At 61.8% G+C, this 22961-nt stretch carries 13 protein-coding genes and 1 pseudogene; 2 read left to right on the top strand and 12 right to left on the bottom strand.

The window, feature by feature from the left end:
- Positions 1-60 precede the first annotated feature (60 nt).
- From GTP55_RS06160 to GTP55_RS06125, 8 genes and pseudogenes are all read right to left on the bottom strand, one after another.
- A complete protein-coding gene (locus tag GTP55_RS06160; RefSeq protein WP_229257765.1) occupies positions 61-1164 on the bottom strand; it encodes a patatin-like phospholipase family protein in 1104 nt (367 codons plus the stop codon).
- A 46-nt stretch (positions 1165-1210) separates the two neighbouring features.
- On the bottom strand, positions 1211-2674 hold the full coding sequence (locus GTP55_RS06155; RefSeq protein ID WP_161044060.1) for a catalase: 1464 nt from the start codon (positions 2672-2674) through the stop codon (positions 1211-1213).
- 110 nt (positions 2675-2784) lie between these two features.
- Entirely contained in the window at positions 2785-4926 is a 2142-nt protein-coding gene (locus tag GTP55_RS06150; protein ID WP_161044059.1) for a T6SS phospholipase effector Tle1-like catalytic domain-containing protein, read from the bottom strand.
- Positions 4923-5684: a DUF3304 domain-containing protein gene (locus GTP55_RS06145; protein ID WP_161044058.1), complete on the bottom strand. Its 762-nt coding sequence runs from the start codon at positions 5682-5684 to the stop codon at positions 4923-4925. The genes GTP55_RS06150 and GTP55_RS06145 overlap by 4 nt, the downstream gene beginning before the upstream one ends.
- Positions 5681-6475 (bottom strand): DUF4123 domain-containing protein, encoded by a 795-nt coding sequence (locus GTP55_RS06140; RefSeq protein WP_161044057.1) that lies wholly within the window; start codon positions 6473-6475, stop codon positions 5681-5683. Before GTP55_RS06140 ends, GTP55_RS06145 begins: the two co-directional genes overlap by 4 nt.
- A gap of 3 nt (positions 6476-6478) precedes the next feature.
- Positions 6479-7768: pseudogene (locus GTP55_RS06135) on the bottom strand (DUF2345 domain-containing protein); the annotation flags it as partial.
- A gap of 432 nt (positions 7769-8200) precedes the next feature.
- On the bottom strand, positions 8201-10771 hold the full coding sequence (cphA, locus tag GTP55_RS06130) for a cyanophycin synthetase (protein ID WP_161044055.1): 2571 nt from the start codon (positions 10769-10771) through the stop codon (positions 8201-8203).
- Between the two features lie 27 nt (positions 10772-10798).
- Entirely contained in the window at positions 10799-12973 is a 2175-nt protein-coding gene (locus GTP55_RS06125) for a cyanophycin synthetase (RefSeq protein WP_161044054.1), read from the bottom strand.
- Between the two features lie 217 nt (positions 12974-13190).
- Between GTP55_RS06125 and GTP55_RS06120 the strand changes: the two genes are divergently transcribed.
- Positions 13191-15464 carry a cyanophycin metabolism-associated ABC transporter gene (locus GTP55_RS06120; protein ID WP_161044053.1) on the top strand — a complete coding sequence of 758 codons (2274 nt, stop codon included), beginning with the start codon at positions 13191-13193 and terminating at the stop codon, positions 15462-15464.
- A gap of 6 nt (positions 15465-15470) precedes the next feature.
- A complete protein-coding gene (locus GTP55_RS06115) occupies positions 15471-15938 on the top strand; it encodes a cyanophycin metabolism-associated DUF1854 family protein (RefSeq protein ID WP_161044052.1) in 468 nt (155 codons plus the stop codon).
- Between the two features lie 51 nt (positions 15939-15989).
- Here GTP55_RS06115 and GTP55_RS06110 read toward each other — a convergent pair whose 3' ends face one another.
- The 4 genes from GTP55_RS06110 to GTP55_RS06095 all read right to left on the bottom strand — a co-directional run bounded on the left by GTP55_RS06110 (position 15990) and on the right by GTP55_RS06095 (position 22960).
- Entirely contained in the window at positions 15990-17549 is a 1560-nt protein-coding gene (locus GTP55_RS06110; protein ID WP_161044051.1) for an oleate hydratase, read from the bottom strand.
- A gap of 130 nt (positions 17550-17679) precedes the next feature.
- On the bottom strand, positions 17680-18984 hold the full coding sequence (locus GTP55_RS06105; protein ID WP_161044050.1) for a sugar MFS transporter: 1305 nt from the start codon (positions 18982-18984) through the stop codon (positions 17680-17682).
- Positions 18985-19008: 24 nt separating this feature from the next.
- Entirely contained in the window at positions 19009-21531 is a 2523-nt protein-coding gene (locus GTP55_RS06100) for a glycoside hydrolase family 3 protein (RefSeq protein WP_161044049.1), read from the bottom strand.
- A gap of 88 nt (positions 21532-21619) precedes the next feature.
- Positions 21620-22960 (bottom strand): GH1 family beta-glucosidase, encoded by a 1341-nt coding sequence (locus GTP55_RS06095; RefSeq protein WP_161044048.1) that lies wholly within the window; start codon positions 22958-22960, stop codon positions 21620-21622.
- Between the last annotated feature and the right edge of the window lies 1 nt (position 22961).

Here is a 22961-nt window from a genome sequence, read left to right as displayed (position 1 = left end):
GTATAGAATCAGGAAAACTGCATGCTTATGAATTAAATTCCCACTTTCCAGTCGTTTTTTTCATGATGGCAGTTCGTGGATCACGATGCCCTCGATTGGATCGACCGCCTGCTGCCACGGCCGCAGTTTAATGAAGCGCTGCGTATCGTCGTAGCCGGCCTGCCAGCGCGCGCGGATGCCGGCGGCGCTGAAGTCGATGTCCTTGGTGTGGTCTTCGTTGCCGATGCGCGGCGCCCGCAGCGACACCACGTGCATGTCGGTGCCGCAGCCCCATGACGCCAGCTCGCGCATCTCGGGCGACGCCGCCTCCTCCGCCGACAGATGCTTGCTCATCTCGCGGATCACATGGCGCAGCCGGTGCAGCTTGCGCTGCTGTTCGATATTGCTGGCGCGGCTGGCGTACTGGATCTCCTTGTGCTTGTCCAGCACATCGAGCACGCTTTCAGGCTCGCTGCCGTCCGGGTTCCACACCTGCACCGAGAAGATCACCGAGCTGCGGCGCGGCTCGTCGTCAAGCACTGCCTCGATCGGCGTGTTGGAGTAGATGCCGCCATCCCAGTACGGCTGACCGTCGATGCGCACTGCCGGAAACGCCGGCGGCAATGCACCCGACGCCATCACATGCTCGACCCGCAGCGGCTCCTGCTTGCTGTCGAAGTAGCGCATCGCGCCGCTGCGCGCATTGACCGCGCCGACCGTCAGGCGCATCTGCTTTTGATTGAGATAATCGAAATCGACCAGCGCCTCCAGCGTATTCCGCAAAGGGGTGGTCTGATAGAAGGAAGCGTGTTCGATCCCAACGCGCGCCTCGGGATTCCACCATGAGGCCAGGTTAGGTTCGAAAAACGCCGGGATGCCCTGCCCCACCGTGATCGCATTGGCGATCGCGCGCGGCATGGTGGAAAAGCCGAAGGCATTGCGCTCCATGCGATGCCAGAACTCGCGCAGCCGGTCCAGCCGCTGCTCGGGCGGATTACCGGCGATGATGGCGCCATTGATCGCGCCGATGGAGGTGCCGATCACCCAATCCGGCTCGATGCCGGCTTCGTGCAAGGCCTGGTACACGCCCAGTTGATAAGCGCCCAACGCGCCGCCGCCCTGCAGGACCAGAACAATCTGGCCCGGCAAGGCGGGCGATGTCGGACTAGCTGATTTGCTGCTCAAGACAGACCTCCACGATGCACGGCAACGTGGAGATTGTATGCCATCTTTACGCCAGGTTGACGCCCTTGGCTTTCAGCGCTGCGCGCACACCGGCGCCGTAGGCTGGATCGGCCAGGTCGAGGTGACCCAGCTGGCGGGCGATGATCTCGGCGCTCACCTGGCTCAACGGACCTGCCATATTGTTGAACAGGTTTTGCTGTTCATCCGCCGGCATCAGGCGGAACAGGTTGCCGGCCTGGGTGTAATCGTCCTCGGTGCCGCGGGCATCGTAGCGGGCCGCCGCGCCTTGCAGCGCCAGCGCCGGTTCGCCATGGCCCAGGCCTTGCGGATTGCTGCCGCCGCCCTGCACCGGATCGTAGTTCTGCGCCGCGCCGCCGTTGGCGATGGCCATGCCGCCGTCACGCTGCTGGTTGTGGAACGGGCAGCGTGGCGCGTTCACCGGCAGGTGCTGGTGGTTGGTGCCGACGCGGTACAGCTGTGCGTCGTGGTAGGCGAACAGGCGCGCCTGCAGCATCTTGTCCGGTGAGTAGCCCAGGCCCGGCACCACGTGCGATGGCGACAGCGCCGCCTGCTCCACTTCCGCATGGTAGTTGACCGGGTTGCGGTTCAGTTCCAGCACGCCGACCGGCAGCATCGGGAAGTCGGCGTGCGGCCAGACCTTGGTCAGGTCGAACGGATTCCAGCCGGTGCGCGCTTCCCATGCAGCCAGTTCGGCGTCGGTGGCAACTTGCACTTTCACGTCCCAGCGCGGGAAGTCGCCACCGGCGATGGCGTTGAACAGATCGCGCTGCGCGTAATCCGGATCGGAACCGGCGATACGCGTGGCTTCTTCAGCGCTCAGGTTCTTGATGCCCTGCTGCGTCAGGAAGTGCCACTTGACGTAGACACGTTCGCCGTCGACGTTAATCAGGCTGTAGGTGTGGCTGCCGAAACCGTGCATGTGGCGGTAGCCGTCCGGCGTGCCGCGGCTGGAGAACAGCGTGGTGACCTGGTGCAGGCTCTCAGGCGTGCGGCTCCAGAAATCGAACATCATGGTCGGCGATTTCAGATTGGTTTGCGGATCGCGTTTTTGCGTGTGGATGAAGTCCGGGAACTTGATACCGTCCTTCAGGAAGAACACCGGCGTGTTATTGCCGACCAGGTCCCAGTTGCCTTCTTCGGTATAGAAGCGGACAGCGAAACCGCGTGGATCGCGCTCGGTATCGGCGCTGCCCTTCTCGCCGCCAACGGTGGAAAAGCGCAGGAAGGTCTCGGTCTGCTTGCCGACTTCGGCGAACAGTTTGGCTTTGGTGAATTTGGTGATGTCGTGTGTGACGGTGAAAGTGCCATAAGCGCCCGAGCCTTTGGCATGCACCACGCGCTCAGGAATGCGCTCGCGGTTGAAGTGCTGGAGTTTCTCGATCAGGTGAAAGTCCTGCAACAGCACCGGGCCGCGTGGGCCGGCGGTAACTGAGTTCTGGTTGTCGGCGATTGGAATGCCGGACGCGGTGGTGATAGGTGGCTGGCTCATACTATGGCTCCTCGTTGTTGATAGCGTAAGGCTATTTTAAACAACGAGCTCCATATATAAAAACTATATATTTCTATCGCTTTGATAGCGATCGCCAATCAATTATAACTCTAAGCCATTTCCACAGAGGAAGACTTGCTGACATCCGAAATAAGCATACGGTCACCTCCAGCATAAATCTTACGGAAGCGCAGATACCCAGCCTTGCCAGACAGCCCGAAACTTGCCCAACTTGAATTGAACGGTTCTCGGCCGGCTGTAATCATGCGTGGCGTAATACCTGTTTTAGCAAACTCCTGCGCGGCCGCACGCTCCGCATCCGGCAACTCGTCCTTCACTGGGCTGTAGGGCTGCAACTGCATGCCAGAATTTTTGCCGTAAGCCGCAGTGATTAGTTTTTGCTGCTCTGCATGATACTGCGCTTCTCGAGCATTGTAATCCGCGATCTTCTTGCGCGTGGCCTCGCTGACTCGCAGCTGCTTTTGCAAATCAGGTTCATTATCTGGATTACCCGGAATCAGTTTGAACCAGGCGCGCGAATCGTGCACGTAGTTGTCGAAGAAATCCAAGGTGCTGACCGCCAGCGGTGCGGCAGTGTTCCACCAAGTGGCAATTTCTTCCCACTCGTTCTCGTGTTCGTTGTCGAACCCCGGCATCTGCGACTTGGGCACAAAACCTTTTCCTTTACCGCTCAGCCAAGCTTCAAACAACGCGATCTCTTGCTCAAATTCCAGATTTGCACTGTGCAAGTCATTTTTGTCGAAATTGCTGGCCCGGATAAAGCTTGCACTGTTTTCCAATGGCGTTTTGCCGCTTGCCCGGCGAGCACGATGCCAGAGGATATGGTGTTTTCCCTGTTCTCGCATGATCTCAGTGAGCGTACCCGTGTGGACCTTGCAGGTCGCCAAGTACTGATTTAATGCTTTGATCGTCTCCGGCATCACCCGGAACTTTTCTTTTACTTTTGGTGTAGCCAGTTCCAACTTCAATGGCACACCTGCCAGGCGGGCCTCTTTGTACATCAGCAGCAAGGGAATCCGTGACAGCATATCGGCGCCGGATGCATCCACTCCCCGGCCCTGCTCTTTGGGACAGTAGCCACAGCCAAGATCGGAATGCACACCCGGCACCACGATCTCCTCGCAGTTGGCCGGTGTCACTTGGCCAACTGCAATCGAGTCCAATGGAAAGCTGCGACGTATTTCATGAGCCGCGACCAAGTGCAAGCAGCGAATACCTGATGGAATACGCAGACTATCCTCGGCATCGGCCCACGCGCCATGGCCGTCGAACAGGCGCCCGAGAAAGCTGTTGCCCAGCGTATTACCGGCGCCAACCGACGCTACGGTATCAAATAGTCCCAGAAAATCGAACTGCACATCAAACCCACCTAACGTCAATCCGGTCCGTCCGCACAGTTGCGCATCCAGCCCACACAGCGACATCAGCCAATTGGTGAAGGCGCGTGCCTGCGTTGCCCCTCGAGAAAAACCGAAGGTGGAAACGTAAATCTTCATGACCTGAGCTGGATCGGTCTTGGCCGGCTTGCCGGTTGACTTGACCGGCCAATACGGCTTAATGGCAGCGTGCAAGCGCTTAAGAATTCTTTCAAACTCGATCCGGGTTTTCTCGTCCTCCTCATTCGGTGCAGGTTGACCGAAACGGCGCTGAAGTTTCATCCGTCGACGCTGGCGCCGCCCCAGTTCAATACGATAAATCAGCGATTGTGTTTCCGCCGGGGACAGCAACGGTACCTTGAGGAAAAAGCGATGCACGTTATTAATCGCCTGAAGCAGTCCCCATAATATTCGCGCCTCGCCGCGATAACCTGCGGCGGCGCCACGCGTCAGTTCGGCACCCTCTCCGCTGTCGTTGATCTCCTTGAATGGAGAGGCGACACCAGGCACATAGACTTTAAAGAAGTGCTTATAGCGATCTGGATTAGTAGTCCAGTCCGCAGCGCCTGGCAACACGCCAGGCACGCTCTGCCCCGGATAGCAATCATACAAACGCGCAACGTTGGACTGATTCTGCGGCTTTTCTGCCAGTACATAGTTGTTCTTGGTACCGTCAAAGAAAAAGCCAAAGAACAAGTTGGTCTGACATGACTTGCCTGGCACACCGAGTAGCGGCTGCTCTACCAACTCGCTTTTTTTCTTAATAATGTTAAATGCGTTATCACCGAAAAAAGCCTTGGTGTTGGTAGCATCTAAAAACGTCATAGGGACCATCGGACATAAGGTCGCGCTCATGGACGCTGCTCCTTCAATTTTTCAATCTTTTTTGTCGCATTAGTCTTCATGGTCTCGAAGTCCTGCCTCAAATGCGCTGAAAACTTTTCGTCATTGGGACCGGTAAATCCCTCCAGTGAGGGAGCGTCATATTTTTTTGCAAGGGACCATGCTTCTTCAGTAAATGCACGCGGTTCGGTACGCAGCTTCAACAGTGCTGAATCTGCTACAGCAATGGCCTCCTGCTCCTGCTGGATATATAGATTCGACCGCTCTCGCTGGTACGCCAGCGATGGCACTGGCCATCCTTTTACTTTACCGGGCCAGTTGGGATGGTCGGGCTGAAAGTCGCTGGAAACCACGGTCAGCTGTCCGTCCGCAGCACGCACGACCCAAAGTTCACCAACCTTGCCGTTCTGGTAAGGTGGCACTTCAACCACCTTGGTTTCGGCGACTTCGGGCAGGCTGCCGTCGGGCTTGGCCTTCAACCAATGCGTGGCCTTGATCCTGATCTGCAGCCCGCTTTGCCACTTGCGCGGCAGCTCATAGCAACACATCGTGCCACCCGCAGCAAACGAACCGACTGTCTCGCCGCCCGCAGTATTTTTGTTGTTGAGCGGATCTTCAATCACATAACTGAATTCATCGCCCGCGTAATTGACCCCATGCACGCTCACCGGCACGGCCGGCTTCGCACAGGCCGTCAACATCGGTAACACGATTAACATCACCGTCATCAAACGTGCTGTGCTCCGCGCTCCATATCGGCCAAATTTCATCCTGACTCCATTTCTTTCCAACGCCTCACACCAACTTCACTTGGTCTATCACCATCGATCAGGCACGCTTCACACCAGTCGATCCGTAGTCCCGCTTCCAACGCCGCCGCGTCAGCCAGCATCAGCGCGTCGGCGACAATGGCATGGCATTGCGATGGCCGCCACGGCCATTGAAGGCCGCGGTCCGATAGCCGTAACAATATTTCGTCCGCTTCACTATCGCCGACCATTTGCCCGAACTGAACCGGCTCCAAAGTGGGCCAATCGCTAACGGGCGGCAAACCCTCTCCTTTCAAGTCGAGCTCTGCCCACAGGCCACAGCGATCTACATAACACCAGCGCAAAGCAGGCCCGGCCAACTGTGCCTGCTGTTCTGAAGTCAGTGCCCTAAAGATACCGGGCAGGCGACGCGTGTCAGGAAAACGGAAATTAAACCGCTGACCATCTGCATAAATAACGCACCATGATGCAAGTCGTAGGGTCAACTGTTCAAGTGTCTCGACGGTTTCAATCGCGCTCAGCATTGGCCACGTACTACATTTTTCCAGCGAACGATGAAACTGACCAGGCTGCTGGTCATAGGGTAGCAGAATCGGCGAGACACTCCGGGCAGCGTCCGAGCAACCTGGCAAAGCTTCAAAAAGCAGCGCAGCAGACGGCCCAATCTCACGATAAAAATCGGGTAGAAAAACGCCGTCAATTAATAAATACAAATGCCGACCTGCTTCGAGCGTCTCTGCATGGTGATCCAATTGGTTCAGCCATTCACGATGGTACGAATCGATAAACATCAATTACTCCACCGAGGTAAATGCCGGCGCGGCGGCCAGCGATTTCTTCAAACATTCAACACAAATGCTGTGTGGGATTGCTGGCATGGCATAAGCCATCTGCGTTGGCGCAGTAAAGGTTTTCTTGCCCGCATGGATCGTCAGCTTACCGGGGCACTGCACCGTAATATTCCCGCCCTCAATCGTGATATTCGCCCCGCCCGCCGTGGACAGGCTGATGCGCTTGGCGGCGGCCCAGTCCACCTCGGCATTCGCGCTGACGATGTTGATGTCGTCGCGCGCCTGCACCTTCAATTCGTCGGCCTGCGACTGGATGTCGATGGCGTCTTTGGCGGCGATCAGCTGCATGCCCAAGCCGCCCTCGCCTGGCTTCACGGCGCCGCCCAGCACGCCAATGGCCTGGCCGCTATGCGCGCGCAGTTGGCCGCCGGTGATGAACTGGCTGTCCTGCCCGCTCATCAGCGAGATGGTCTCGCCGTTGGCCAGCTGCATCGCTGCGCCGGCGGTGACGCCAATGCCGCTCTTGCCGCTGACGGCGATGATCGGTGAGCTGACGTGCGGCACTTGCTTGTCGTCTGGCTCGGTTTTCTTTTCGCCGGCGTCGGCCCGCGCGGCGTCCAGGCTGCCGTTGCCGACCATGCCGGAGACCGCCGTCAGCATGGCCTGCAACGGCGGGGCCTTGTCGTCCAGCACGCTGGCGTTGGCCTTTGCTGCGCCAAGGTGGCCGGCCAGCGCTACCGTCTCATGCGTTTTGGCCGCGTCGTTAAACGTTTCGGCCAGCTTGACGGCCTGCTTGAGCAGTGCGATACCGGCCGCGTTGTCGCCGACCGGGTCGCGCGCCATGGCGCTGTGGTTCAGTTTGTAGCTGGTGATCAGCAGACCTGCGGCGCCGCGCACTGCGCCGTAGGCGTCGGTGCGCAGTTCGGCGCCCTGCCCGCGCAGGCTGCCGCGGTAGTTGTCGGCGCTGTGGATCAGGTGGCCAAGGCTCAGTTCGCTGGCTGCGTGGGTGGAGCGCAACTGCACGCGGCCTTGCGCGTCTGTGTCGTCGAACAGCAGTTGGTTGTAGCCGCTGCCGCCAAATTCCTTGCTGCGCACGCCCCACTTGGCGGCGGCGTTGCGGTGGCCGGCGCTGTCACTGGAGGCGCCGTGCCACAGCGGGCTGTTGCCGCCGGCAACGTTGCCTTGCGCCGAGACCGCGTGGTCGGCTGCTGGCTGGAAGCGCGAGGCCGTGTCGTTGGCGCTGCCGCCACCGCCCGGCGTCGGCGTTACGCCGCCCTCGCCCTGGCCGTTGTATTGTGTGATGTCACCATGGAACTGCGTGCGCGTGCCGTCAGCCAGGCTGACAGCCAGCGCCGCCGGTTTACCGAGTAAAGCCGCCAGTTCGACCGACGCCTTGGTGGACAACACGATGACGTCGCGCGGGCCCACGCCCTGCACGCTGTCGTCAGCGACGAAGGCTTCGACCAGCAAACCGCCAGCACCCAGGTCGCCGCTGTCAGCGTCGTCCAAGGTCAGTTCGTACAAGCGGGTGGCGCTGGAAAAGTCAGCGAGCGATACGCGCAACTGTTCCAGCATTGCTGTGATTTGCATACCCAAAGATAATAAGTTGCCGAATTGACATTATCTCATCCGTAAAACAAACGCCGCGCCCGATTGCAATCTCACGAAATGTCACGCCCAATAAAAAAACCGGCCCTCAGGCCGGTCTTTGCGGAGCTGGAAATCTCAGACTTCCTTGATGCGCTTGGCGATGTGGGCTAGCGCGTCTTCCACCTGGTCGATCAGGATCAGGCACAAATCGCCGTCCTGCAAACGCGCCAGCGCGGTGTCGATGGCTTTGAACTCGCCGTAGATTTCCTCGATGTGCGAGGTGCGCGGCGCGCCGACCAGGCCGGAACGCAGCAGCGCCACCACTTCACCGTCCACGCGGCCACGCTGGCAGGCGTCTTCGTACAGCAGCACGTCGTCGAACGCGCGGCCGAGGATTTCGGTCTGCTGCGTGATGTCCTGGTCGCGGCGGTCGCCGGCGCCCGAGATCACCACCACGCGGCGCTTGGCCGGCATGGTCTCCACCGCCTTCACCAGCGCCAGGATGGCGTCCGGATTGTGGCCGTAGTCGGCGATCAGCGTCGCGCCCTTGTAATCGAACACGTTGAAGCGGCCCGGCGCATTGTCGGAATCGTTGGCGAAGGTTTTCAGGCCAAGACGGATCGCGTCCCAGCTGATGCCCACGCCCCACGCTGCCGCCACCGACGCCATCACGTTCTCCACCTGGAAGCCGATTGCGCCGTTGCGGGTGATCGGCACGGCCGACAGTGGAATGCGGTTCTGCTCACGGCCTTCCGCCGCCACCAGATGACCGTCTTCCACGTACACGGTGCGGCTGCCTTGCGCCAGATGCGTGGCGATCACCGGATGCGAACGGTCCGCGCCGAAGAAGATCACTTTGCCGCGGCAGTTCAGCGCCATGCCGGCGACGATAGGGTCGACCGCGTTCAGCACCGCGAAGCCGCTGGCCGAGACGTTCTGCACGATCACGCGCTTCAGCACCGCCAGGTCTTCCACGGTGGTGATGTAGTTCAAACCGAGGTGGTCGCCCATGCCGATGTTGGTCACCACCGCCACCTGGCAGCGGTCGAAGGCCAGGCCTTCGCGCAGGATGCCGCCACGCGCGGTTTCAAACACCGCTGCGTCGACGTCCGGATGCAGCAGCACATTGCGTGCGCTGCGCGGGCCGCTGCAATCGCCGCTATCAGTCTGGCGCCCTTCGATGTAGACGCCGTCGGTATTGGTCATGCCGGTGCGCAAACCGCTGGCGGTCAGCAGGTGCGCGATCAGGCGCACGGTGGTGGTCTTGCCGTTGGTGCCGGTCACCGCCACCACCGGAATGCGGCCATCTTCTCCCGGCGCAAACATGGTGTTGACGATGGCCTCGCCCACCGCGCGGCCTTTGCCGAACGATGGCGCGATGTGCATGCGCAGGCCCGGTGCGGCGTTGACTTCCACCACGCCGCCGCGTTGATTCTCAATCGGTTCCAGCACGTTGTCGCACACCACGTCCACGCCGCACAGATCGAGGCCGATCATTTGCGCCGCTTCCACCGCGCGCGCCGCCACTTCCGGATGCACGTCGTCGGTGACGTCGGTGGCGGTGCCGCCGGTCGACAGGTTGGCGTTGTTGCGCAGGATGACGCGCTGGCCCTTGGCCGGTACCGAGTCCGCGTTCAGATCCTGCAGCGCCAGGCGCGCCATGGCGATGTCGTCGAAGCGGATCTTGGTCAGCGAAGTCGAATGGCCCGAGCCGCGACGCGGATCGGCGTTGACGATGTCGACCAGCTGACGCACGGTGTGCGTGCCGTCGCCGATCACCAGCGGCGGATCGCGGCGCGCGGCCGCAATCAGCTTGTTGCCGATGACGAGCAGGCGGTAATCGTGGCCCGGCAGGTAGCGTTCGACCATCACGTCGTCGCGGAACTCCCTGGCGGCGCGGAAGGCCAGCTTCAGGTGATCCTGGGTCATGATATTGACCGTGACGCCCTTGCCCTGGTTGCCGTCCTTGGGCTTGACCACTACCGGCAGGCCAATTTCCTGCGCCGCCTTCCAGGCGTCGTCTTCATCTTCCACCGAGCGGCCGATCGGCACCGGCACGCCGGCCGCATGCAGCAGCTTCTTGGTCAGTTCCTTGTCCTGCGCGATGGTCTCGCCGATGGCGCCGGTGGTATCCATTTCGGCAGCCTGGATGCGGCGCTGTTTCGAGCCCCAGCCAAACATCACCATCGAGCCTTCGGTCAGGCGGCGGAAAGGAATGTCGCGCGCCACGGCGGCGTTGACGATGGCGCCGGTGCTTGGACCCAGGCGCACGTCTTCATCCAGGTCGCGCAGTTCGGTCAGCGCGGCTTCCAGGTCGAAGGCGGTATCGGCCAGCACGGAGTTGATCAGCGCTTCCGCCATTTCCACGGCGCGGCGGCCGACGGCTTCCTCGGTATATTCCACCACTGTCTGGTAGATGCCTTTATCCAGCGTGGCGTGGGTGCGGCTGAAGGTGACCGGGCAGCCGGCTTGCGCCTGCAGGCTCAGTGCCGCCACTTCCAGCACGCGCGCCAGCGAGACGGCGTCCGAGGTGCCGGTCGGTTGCAGTGCGCCGACGGCCGGGAAGCGCGCGTGCAGGCGCTGCACGAAGTTCGGCAGCGTCGCAATCGATTGCTCTTCCGGCGGGCACGAGATGATGACTTCCACCGCAGTGTGGTGGCTCCAAAGATTCGGGCCGCGAAGGGCGCGGGTGCGTATGACTTCCATGCTCTTTTTTATTCTCTCAATGATGTATCAGTGGTGACCGCGTTTCGGCGACGCTTCCCAGGTGCGCAGGCCGGCGCCGATCAGGTCGGGCGTCAGGCCCAGCGCCCAGCCGGCGGCAATCGCGGCCAGCACGGCTTCCGGCGGCACCAGCGGCGACAGCGGCAGGCTGCCCACTTCTTCGTGGCCGATCGCCATGACGATACTGTTATTCACACCGTCCTTGCGCTCGAACACCACGCGCTGGTTATCCTGGCGGTGCGCGGCGATGGCGGGCAGGTGCTCGTCGACGCCGTAGAAAATCACTTCGCCGTCGCACAAGTCGGCCATCTCCACCACTTGCGGATCGGCGGCGTTCAGCACCGCCACGCCGTCCGGCAGCACCACGTCCACCTGGGTGCGCAGCACGTTATACAGTTTGTTCTCGCTGTCGATGTGGAAGTCGTTCAGGTCGGCGAAGTCGCTGACATCGGTCACCACACCCACCGCGCATTTGTCGTAGGCCAGACCTTCCGACAGGATCATGCGCGCGCTGTTTTCAAACACACCGGCTTCGACGTTTTTATTCAACAGCAGGCGCTCGCCGGTCTCCCAGTCGCTGAAGCCATCGCGCGGCAGCAGGCGGCCGTTGACGAACAAGCCGTCAGCGCAGGTCAGGCCGGTTTTCTTGCCGCTGATTTGCAGCAGCCACGCAACCAGGCGCGCGGTCATGGTGGTGCCATGCTTGCCGGTGATGCCGACGATCGGCATGCGGCCGGTGGCCTCGCCAAACAGGTGATCGACAATCGCCTCGCCGACGTTGCGCGGTTCGCCTTCGGCCGGCTTCAGGTGCGCCAGCAAGCCAGGGCTGGCGTTGACTTCGATGATGGCGCCGCCGGTTTCCTCCAGCGGACGGCTGATGTCCGAGGTCACCAGGTCGATGCCGGCGATGTCCAGGCCAACGATGCGCGCCGCCAGCGTGGCCATGGCCGCCACTTGCGGATGCACCTTGTCGGTGACGTCGATGGCGACATTGCCGTTCGGCTGGATCAGCACCTTCTGGCCTTCGGCCGGCACCGAGTCGTGCGTCATGCCCTGGCGTTTCAGCTCTAGCACGATCTCGCCGGATTGATGCGGCTTGACCAGGCCCAGTGGGAATTCTTCGGTATCACCACGACGCGGATCGGTGTTGATCTGGGTGTCGCACAGTTGCAGCACGCTGGCCTTGCCGTCGCCGGTGACCCACAGCGATTCGCCGGCGGCGGCAGCAACCATGCGCTTGCCCACCACCAGCAGGCGATGTTCGTCGCCGACGATGAAGCGCTCGACGATCACGCTGCTGCTGTCGCCTTCCTCGGCCGCCAGCGCATAGGCGGCGGCGACGTCGGCTTCGGTACTCAGGTTGAGCGACACGCCGCGGCCATGGTTGCCGTCATACGGCTTCAGGACCACCGGCAGGCCGATGTCCTGCGCGGCTTCCCAGGCTTCCTCGGCGCTCTTGACCAGCTGCCCTTCCGGCACCGGCACGCCGCACGAGGACACCAGCGTCTTGGTCAGGTCCTTGTCGCTGGCGATGCCTTCGGCGATGGCCGAGGTCTGCTCGGTTTCCGCGGTCCAGATGCGGCGCTGCGCGGCGCCATGGCCCAGCTGCACCAGGTTGCCGTCGGTCAGACGAATGAAGGGAATCTTGCGCACGCCGGCGGCGTCGACGATGTTGCCGGTGCTCGGCCCCAGGCACAGGCTCTCGACCAAATCGGTCAGCTGCGCCACGGTGGCGGCCAGGTCGTACGGACGGTCTTCGATCATCGCCATCAGCAGGTCGCGGCCGGCGGCCAGCGCGGCGCGGCCGACTTCTTCCTGGCGGGTGCGGAAGGCCATTTTATACAGGCCGGTGTTCTCGCCGATTTCGCGGGTCTTGCCGAAGCCGGTTTTCATGCCGGCCAGGTTTTGCAGTTCCAGCACCACGTGTTCCAGGATGTGGCCGGCATAGGTGCCGTCGCGCAGGCGCTCGAGGAAGCCGCCGTGCTCGCCCACGCCGCAGCGGTGGACGATCAGGCCCGGCAGGATCGCCGTCAGGCGCTCATACAAACCGGGCAACAAATTCGAGGGGAAGTTCTCCAACTCGCCAATGTCCAGCCACGCCTCGATGACCGGGCGATAGGTCCAGATGTTGGGTCCGCGCAAATAGGTTACGCGCTGAACTTCAATGTCTTTCTTCTTAGTCATGTATTGATTCTTATAACTTTGTTATCGGCTGAGCCAGCCCGCGCCGTATTGTAAACCCTGTACCCTTGCCATGCTGCTGTGCGGTATACTTGCCGTCAAGTTTGACGCCGCCGCAACCATCTGATTTTATTGTTTTCTGTCAAATGTTTAATCACTGACAGAATACCGTAAATAATCCGTTACAACAGCCCTTTTCCCCTCAGGAGTACGCCACACGATGACGACAGAACAACTTTCCACCGTATCCAGCCAGAGCGAACTACCTGAACGCTGGCGTTCCGAGATACAGGCACAACTTTCCCAAGGGGAAAACGTTGCAGGTGCCCTGGAGGTTGACTTGGATCAGCAACTTCGTTTTTCCAAGGGTGTTGTGTTGGTAACGCCACAGCGCGTTCTGGCCCGCGCGCCAGGTGCGGCAGGGTGGGAATCGTGGGCGTTTTCGCCGGATCTGGTGTTGAAACACCACGACCATGCCGGCGTCGGTCATCTGGAGTTGGTCAATAATCAAGGCCGTCTGGCCGCATGGCGCTTCACGCTGGGCCAGAACCTGGCGGCGATCCGCCTGGTGGAACAGTTTGAGGCCCACCTCGACAGCCACGCCTCCGGCGAGCCGGTCATCGTCGACGACAAAAACGTCTGCCCAAGCTGCAAGGCGCCGATGGAGCCGGAGCAGGAGGAATGCCCGATCTGCACCAAGGTGGTCTACACGCCGCCGTCGACGTGGACGCTGTTCCGCCTGTGGCGCTTCGCCAAGCCGTACAAATGGCAACTGGCGCTGGGCTTCTCGTTCATGCTGCTGTCCACCGGCGCGCATTTGATTCCGCCCTACCTGACCATTCCGCTGATGGACAATGTGCTGATCCCGTACCAGAACGGCAAGGCGGTCGATCCGATGCTGGTGGTGATGTATATGTCCGGCCTGGTCGGCGCGTCGATCCTGGCGTGGATTTTCGGCTGGGGCAAAACCTATGTGCTGGCGCTGGCCTCGGAACGCATAGGCGCCGACCTGCGCACCACCACCTACGAACACTTGCTGCAGCTGTCGCTGGAATACTTCAGCGGCAAGCGCACCGGCGATTTGATGTCGCGCATCGGCTCCGAGAGTGACCGCATCTGCGTATTCCTGTCGCTGCACCTGCTGGACTTCCTGTCCGACTGCCTGATGATCATCATGACCGGCGTGATCCTGTTCAACCTCGATCCGTGGCTGGCCATCTGCACGCTGGCGCCGCTGCCGTTCATCGCCTGGATGATCCACCTGGTGCGCGACCGCCTGCGCACCGGCTTTGAAAAGATCGACCGCGTATGGGGCGAAGTGACCAACGTGCTGGCCGATACCATTCCCGGCATCCGCGTGGTGAAAGCCTTCGCGCAGGAAGCACGCGAAGCGAACCGCTTCCGCACCGCCAACAAACATAACCTGGCCGTCAACGACAAGTTGAACAAGGTGTGGTCGCTGTTCTCGCCGACCGTATCGTTCCTGACAGAGCTGGGACTGCTGGTGATCTGGGTGTTCGGTATCTACCAGGTCTCCAAGGGCAATATCACGGTGGGTGTGCTGTCGTCGTTCGTGGCGTATGCCAGCCGCTTCTACGGCCGCCTGGATTCGATGAGCCGCATCGTCTCGGTGACGCAGAAATCGGCGTCGGCCGCCAAGCGTATCTTCGACATCCTCGACCACGTGTCGTCGGTGCCGGAACCGGTCAACCCGGTCAGGCTGGATAAGGTGGAAGGCAATATCTCGCTGCGCGAAGTCGGCTTCCGCTACGGTAACCGCGCAGTCAACCGCGGCATCAACCTGGATATCAAGGCTGGCCAGATGGTTGGTCTGGTGGGCCACTCGGGCTCCGGCAAATCGACGCTGGTCAACCTGATTTGCCGCTTCTACGACGTGGCCGAAGGCGCCATCATGCTCGACGGCGTCGACATCCGCTCGTTTGCGGTGTCGGACTATCGCCGCAATATCGGCCTGGTGCTGCAGGAGCCATTCCTGTTCTTCGGCACCATCGCCGAGAATCTGGCCTACGGCAAGCCGGGCGCCACGCGCGAAGAGATCATCTCCGCCGCCCGCGCCGCCCATGCGCACGAATTCATTTTGCGCCTGCCGCAGGGTTACGACTCGATGGTCGGTGAGCGCGGCCAGGGCCTGTCGGGCGGCGAGCGTCAGCGCATCTCGATTGCGCGCGCGCTGCTGATCGATCCGAAGATCCTGATCCTCGACGAAGCCACCGCCTCGGTCGACTCGGAAACCGAAAAAGAAATCCAGAAGGCGCTGGACAACCTGGTGCAAGGCCGTACCACCATCGCCATCGCCCACCGCCTGTCGACCTTGCAGAAGGCCGACCGCCTGGTGGTGCTGGATCGCGGCGTGGTGGTGGAAGATGGTCCGCACGAGGAACTGATGGCGCGCGAAGGCGCGTACTACCGCCTGTATCAGGCCCAGGCCCGCAATGTGGACAAGGATCTGGACGACAGCGCCAGCGAGGAATAACAGATTATGACGACGACATTTGAACTGACCCGCAATCCCTTCGGCCGGCTGGTGCTGACCACCGCCGAAGGCGTGGTGCACGAAGGCGTATCGCCGGTGCGCGCATTCCCGGTGCAGGCGCCGGACGACGGCATCTCGCTGCTCAACACCGATGGCAAGGAAGTGGCGTGGATCGACGTGATCAGCGACCTGCCGCCGGCCATCGGCGCGCTGGTGAGCGAGGAATTGAGCGGCCGCGAATTCATGCCGGAGATTGCACGCATCAACAGCGTGACCAGCTACGCCACGCCGTGCACCTGGTCGGTGAAGACCGATCGTGGCGACACCGAGTTCGTGCTGCGCGGCGAAGAAGACATCCGCCGCCTGACCATCGACACGCTGCTGATCTCCGACATCCACGGCATCCACTACCTGATCCGCGACCTGCGCGATCTGGACAAGCACAGCAAAAAAATCATCGACCGCTTCCTGTAAGCGCGCCTCTCGCGCCATCGGCCACCCAGCCGATGGCGCGGCCGCTCCCGGCTATTTGAAGGCTTTTATTACTGCGTCAAACTTCACTTTCAGCGACTCGTCGTGCGCTGTGACGCGCGGGACTTCGCGCTGCACGTTCAGCAGCTGGTAGACCGCCGTCTGTGCCGCGCGCACCGAGTATTCGACGGTGAACACCACATCCTCCGCCACCTCGACAAACTGGCTGACAAACGCCAGGTTGCGCGAACCCGCCGGCACCGGCAGCGGACGATCGCTGTACTGGCGTGGCATGAACATGCTGGTGATGTACGGCATGCGGCAAGGGATGCAGTTCGCCGTCGACATCACGTCGTCGTAGTCGAAATTCAAATGGCCGCACAACTCGCGCAGGATCTCTTCGCCGCTGCATTCGGCCATCGGCTTGGCGACGAAGTTGCCGATGCGGTCCGGATGCAGACCGTAACCCCAGAACACCTGCACGCCCTCCGGTTGCCCGGCAAAGTGCGGCTGATGCGCCAGCACCACCGACATGAACCAGTTGGAATCCTTGAACGTCACCAGCCCGCCGGTGCCGGCCACGTTGCCGCTGAACTTCTCCATGCGGTCGAAGAACGCCGTATCCTTCAGCGTGACGGTGAACGACTCCCACCACGATTCCGGAATGCTGGAATTGAAGGCCGCCGGATTGCCGAACTGCGGCCGTCCCTGCGCCAGCTTTTCCCACAACGTCCAGCCCTGGCTATCGCGCTTGTCCAGCTTGGGCGGCGCGGCGTGCATCGTTCCGTAGCTGGACGCATCGGTCATCGAACCATTCTGGAAGAACACCAGATCGTCCGGCGCCACTTGAATGGTTTGCGCTTCGCCCTCTCGCACATAGCGAATTGCGGTGACGGTCGAGGCGTCCTCGCTCAACGACAGATCATCGACCCTTGCGCCGAACACCACCTGCACGCCCTGCTGCTGCAACCAGTGCTGCAACGGCCGCACAAACGAATCGTACTGGTTGTAGACGGTGCGCTTGACCCCCGCGAGCGTCTCGATGCGCGAGAACTCCATCATGAAGCGGCGCAGATAACGCTTGAACTCCACCGCGCTATGCCACGGCTGGAAGGCAAACGTGGTCGCCCACATATACCAGAATTTGGTCTCGAAGAATTCCGGCGACAGCCAGTCGGTGATGGCGCTGTCGCCCAGGTCTTTTTCGTCGGCCTCCTCCAGCTTCACCAGCTCCAGCCGGTCCTGCATGGAAAAGCCCATCGAGGTGACATCGACCTTGAAGCGGTTGCGGTCCACCAGCCGCGCGCGCGAATGCGACTTGTGCAGCTCATTGAAGGCGATGGTTTCGTCGTAGACCGTTTGCCCGGGATGCTCCAGCGACGGGATGCTCTTGAACAGATCCCAGGTGCACTCGTAGTTGTCGGTGGTGAGCATGCGGCCGCCGCGCAGCGTGTAGCCGCTGTCCGGATTGCCGCCGCCATCGAGACTGCCGCCGGCCAGCGGCAGCGCCTCGAAGATGGTGATGTCGCTGCCGGCCACGCCAGCGTCGCGAATCATGAAGGCCGCAGCGGCCAAGGAACCGATGCCGCCGCCGATCAAATACGCTTTAGTCATGATGCACACTCCCTCAGTTGTAATGAGTCGAGTCTAGGCAATCAAAACAACCGGGGCACATGCGCGCGATCAAAAACCGCCGCGATTAGTAGTGCTTACCTAAATCGCAACGGCATCGAACAAGAAAAGCCTATTTTTCGTTGTACATATTGGCGTACTTCAGGCCGAAATACAGGATGAACAGGTAGCACGCGGCCGGCACGAAGAACGACACCTGCAAACTGAGGTGATCGGCCAGCAAGCCCTGCGCGAACGGCACCAGCGCGCCGCCCACAATCGCCATGCACAACACGCCCGAACCCTGGCCGGTCAGCGGACCCAGTTTGTTCAGCGCCATCGAGAAGATGGTCGGGAACATGATGGAGTTGAACAGGCCCACCGCCACGATCGACCACTTGGCCACATCGCCATGGCTGAAGATCGCCGTCAGCACCAGCACAATCACCGCCGCCGCGTTGAACGCCAGCGCCTTGCCCGGGCTGACCTTCTGCATCACGACGAAGCCGATGAAGCGGCCGATCATTGCGCCCATCCAGTAGTAACCGACGTAGTGCGACGCTTCGGCCGCCGTCAGGCCGGCCACGTGCGGCTCGCCGAGGAAGTTGATCAGGAAGCTGCCGATACTGACTTCACCGCCCACGTACAGGAAGATCGCCACGGCGCCCAGCGCCAGGTGACGGTGCTTGAGCACATCGGCAAACGTGCCTTGCGCTTCGCCCGGCGCCGCTTCTGCATCGGCAATCTTCGGCAGGCGCGCCAGCGCGAACAGGATCGCCAGCAGCAGCAGCGCAGCGGCCAGCGCCAGATATGGCCCCTGCACGGCCGTAGCCTGCGCCGCGTTGTAGGTCGCCAGCTGGTCGGCGCTGAACTTCGCCAGGTCGGACGAACTGAGAACGCCGCCGGCCAGGATCAGCATCCCGCCCAGGAATGGCGCCACGGTGGTGCCCAGCGAGTTGAAGGCCTGCGTCAGCGTCAGACGGCTGGACGCGGTGCGCGCGTCGCCCAGCACCGCCACGTAGGGGTTGGCCGCCACCTGCAAGATGGTGATGCCGCCCGCCAGCACGAAGAAGGCGATCAGGAACAGCGTGTAGCCACTGGTGGCCGCCGGATAAAAGAGCGCGCAACCGGCAGCGGCAATCGTCAGGCCGGCCACGGCGCCGTTCTGATAGCCGATCTTCTTGATCAGCATCCCCGCCGGCAGCGACACGATGAAGTACGCGCCGAAGAAGCAGAACTGCACCAGCATCGCCTGCACATAGGTCAGCGTGTACACCGCCTTCAGGTGCGGAATCAGCACGTCATTCAGGGACGTCAGCAGGCCCCACATGAAAAACAGGATGGTGACGATGACCAGCGGGCCGGTATAGCTGCCCGTCTGGTGCTCCCCCTTCGGCTGCCCGGATGCCACCGGGGCAGCTTGCGAATAGTGTTCCATACTTTTACTTTCTCCTTGTTTTATTTATTTGAATGCGCCGCACGCCAGCGCATCCTTGTCCTTGGCGGCGCCGCCAACGATCTGGATGTTGGCGAAGGTCGCAGCAAACGGCCCATCGGCGGCCACGCTGAACGGCGTACTGAATGCCGCCAGCGGTAAGCCTTTGGCGCTAAAGCAGGCCAGCGGGATTTTCACCGTCTGCTTGCCCTTGCCCGCCAGCTGCTGGAATACAGCGCTGGCGTCCAGTTCCGCCGTTTCGATGCCGATGTTGACCTTGCCCTGCGGCGCAGCCGACACGATAGTATCAAATTGCAGCGCGCCGTCGGTGCTGGCGTAGGCTGGCAGCTTGATCGCCTTGTTCGCCTGCGCTTCCAGCTTGGCCGGACCGCTCCAGGTCAGGCGCTTGGCGTCCTGCTGGGTGTTGATCTGCGCCGTCTCCACTTTTACGGTCGGCAGGTTGAACACCGCGTTCAGGTCCGCACCCAAGGCCACCCGCTGGCCGCCGCTGCTGACATACAGCGCATAGGTCGAACGGTCGGTCGGATTGTACACCGGCACCGCCAGCGACTTGCCGCAGCCGCCTTCCGGATAGCTGGTGTCCAGCTTCGCCACGGTGGCCTTGCTGGCGTAGCTCAGGCCATAGCCGTATTTGAACAACGGATCGTAATTGGCGTCGCCAACGTTCAGCGGCGACTGGCAGGCCGACTTCGGCCACGAGAACGACAGCTTGCCGCGGAAGTCCGCATTGACCTTGCCGTTCGCTTTGCGGAACAGCACATCCGACACGCCCTTGCCCTCGGTGCCCGGCAGCCACGCGGCCACCACGCTGTCCGACAGGTTGATGATGTCGTTGGTGTACAGCGGACGGCCGGTCACCAGCAGCGTCACCACCGGCTTGCCCTTGCCTGCTACGGCTTGCAGCACCGCCAGGTCTTCAGGATGACGGCCTGACAAACGCAGCGTGCCGGCGGGGCCGATGTCGCCATCGCCCTCGGCGTACGGCGTCTCGCCGATCACCGCGATCACCGCATCGAACTTGCTGACATCGACGTCTGCAGCAGTTTCGCTGAAGATGACATTGGCCTCGCCCGCCGCTTCCTTGATCCCGGTCAGGATGGTGTCGCTGACGGGATAGTCGCTGTTCTTGTTATCGGTGCCCTGCCAGGTCAGCGACCAGCCGCCGGACTGGTTGGCCATGTTGTCAGCGCTCTTGCCGACCACGAGGATCTTCTTGCCGCGTGCCAGCGGCAGCACGCCGCCATTATTCTTCAGCAGCACCAGCGACTCACGCACCGCCTGGCGCGCCAGCGCGCGGTCCTGCAGCGCTTCCTGCTTGCCGGCGTAGATGTTCTGCGAAGGCTTCTTGCCGTCGAACAGACCGGCGCGCAGCTTCACGCGCAGGATGCGGGTCACCGCATCGTCAATGCGCGACATCGGAATTTCGCCCTTCTCCACTTGCGCGATGGTGTTGGCGATGAAGGTCTTCCACTTTTCCGGCACCATCACCATGTCGACGCCGGCGTTGATCGATGCGGCGCAGCTGTCTTCCGCGCAGCCTGGCACTTCGGTGATGGCGTTCCAGTCGCTGACCACCAGACCGTCGAAGCCCATCTTCTCTTTCAGCGCCACGGTCAGCAGCTCGCGGCTGCCGTGCATCTTGCCGTGGTCGGCGCCGCCCTTGACATCGTTCCAGCTGTTGAAGGACGCCATCACCGTCTGCACGCCGGCCGCCAGCGCCGGGTAGTAGCCCTGCGCGTGGATGTTGATCATCTCCGACATGGTGGACTGGTTGACGCCACGGTCCTTGCCTTCCGCCGTGCCGCCATCGCCGACGAAGTGCTTGGCCGTCGCCACCACGGTGTTATCGGATTTCAGATCGCCTTGCAGGCCCTTGACGTACACGCCAGCATACGATTTGACGATGGCAGGATCTTCCGAGAAGCTCTCGTACGTGCGTCCCCAGCGGTCATCGCGCACCACGGCCAGCGTTGGCGCGAACACCCAGTCGATGCCGGTGGCGCGCACGGCCTTGGCGACGGTCTTCGCCATCGCTTCCACCAGCTTCGGATCGTGCGCGGCGCCCAGGCCGATGTTATGCGGGAACAGCGTGGCGCCGTACATATTCGAGTTGCCGTGCATGGCGTCGATACCCCAGATCACCGGGATCTGCACCTTCATGTCGGTGCTCATCGACGCGTCATAATAGGCGTCGGCCAGCTTGACCCAGTCGGCAGCGCTGGCGTGCTTGTTCCCTTGCGGCCAGCTGCCGCCGCCATTCAGCACGGAGCCGATGTAGTATTTACGGATGTCTTCCGGCGTGCTGAATTTGATTTCCGGCTGCGTCATCTGGCCGATCTTCTGCGCCAGCGTCATGCCGGCGACGATCTCCTTGATGCGCGCTTCCATGCGGGCGTCCTGCTTGACGGCGCTGGTCACGTGCGGCCAGTCGGCCAGCGGCTTGGCGGCCGGTGCGGCGATGACATTGGCCCCCAGGGCCAGCGTTGCCGCCAGCACGGCGCGACGCAGAATGTGGTTATGCGATTTCATTGTATTTGTCTCCATGATTAACGTGGTCATTCCCGCGCACGCGGGAATCTATGCTGCGTATGGTTTCCCGCGTGCGCGGGAACGACGGTCAGCTGCCGCGCACGAAGGCGCTGTACCATTCGCCGCTTTGTTTGACGATGCGGCGCTGCGTCGGGTAGTCGATGTAGGTCAGGCCGAAGCGACGCAGATAGCCTTCCGCCCATTCAAAGTTATCCAGCAGGCTCCAGGCGAAATAGCCTTTGATGTTGCCGCCGGCAGTGATCGCATCGCGCATCGCGGTCAGGTGACGGATCAGGTAATCGCGGCGGGCGGTGTCGGTCACGGTGCCGTCTTCGTTCAGGTGATCGTCGTAGGACGAACCGTTTTCGGTCACGTACAAGTCCCCGGTCGGGTAATCGCGCGCAACGCGTTCCAGCAGCGAGATCAAGCCTTCCGGCGAAACTTCCCAGCCAAAGTCGGTGCGTTGGCGGCCTTCCGGATGGATGATGCGGGTGCGCAGCGGATATTCGTCCGGCGCATCGACCACCACTTCCGGGAAGTAGTAATTCACGCCGAGGAAATCGCACGGCACGGCGATGGCGTCCAGATCGCCCGCTTCCACTACCGGCGCGTCCGCGCCCACCAGCGCCAGCGCCTCTGCCGGATAGCCGCGGCCATACAGCACATCGAGGAACCAGCGATTGCGCAGCGCGTCGTGACGCGATACCGCCGCCAAGTCAACCGGGCTGTCGCTGCCGGCCTTGATCGGATGCAGGCTCAAAGCGATGCCGATTTGCGCGCCCGGCGCGTTGGCGCGGATCAGCGGCACGGCGCGGCCATGCGACACCAGCACGTTGTGGCAGACCTGCAGCGCCAGCGGCAGGCTCTTGTTGCCCGGCGCGTGCATGCCATCCCAGTTGCCGTGCATGGCCGTGCACCATGGCTCGTTGTGCGTGATCCAGTGCTTGATGCGGCTGCCCAGATGCCTGGTGACCACATCGACGTAGTGCAGATAGGCGTCGATGGTGGCGCGGTTGTTCCAGCCGCCCTGGTCTTGCAGGTACTGCGGCAAGTCCCAGTGATACAGCGTGCACCAGGGCTGCAGGCCACGCGCCAGCATGCCGTCCACCAGTTTGGAATAGAACGCCAGTCCCTTGGCATTCGGCTCCGCGTCAACGCCGTTGAAGATGCGCGTCCACGCAATCGAAAAGCGATAAGAATTGAGGCCCATGGCTTGCGCCAGATCGAGATCCTCTTCCCAGCGGTGATAGTGGTCGCACGCCACAGCGCCGGTGGAGCCGTCGCGGATTTTGCCCGGCGTCTCGCTGAAGGTGTCCCAGATCGACGGCACGCGGCCATCGACGGCGGCGGCGCCCTCGATCTGATAGGCCGATGTGGAGACGCCCCACAGGAAGTCGCTGGCAAAGTCGGTGCGCTTAATCATGGTCATA

The sequence above is a fragment of the Duganella margarita genome (assembly GCF_009857535.1).
Lineage (GTDB): Bacteria > Pseudomonadota > Gammaproteobacteria > Burkholderiales > Burkholderiaceae_D > Rugamonas > Rugamonas margarita.
This window is presented reverse-complemented; position numbering and strand designations above follow the sequence as displayed.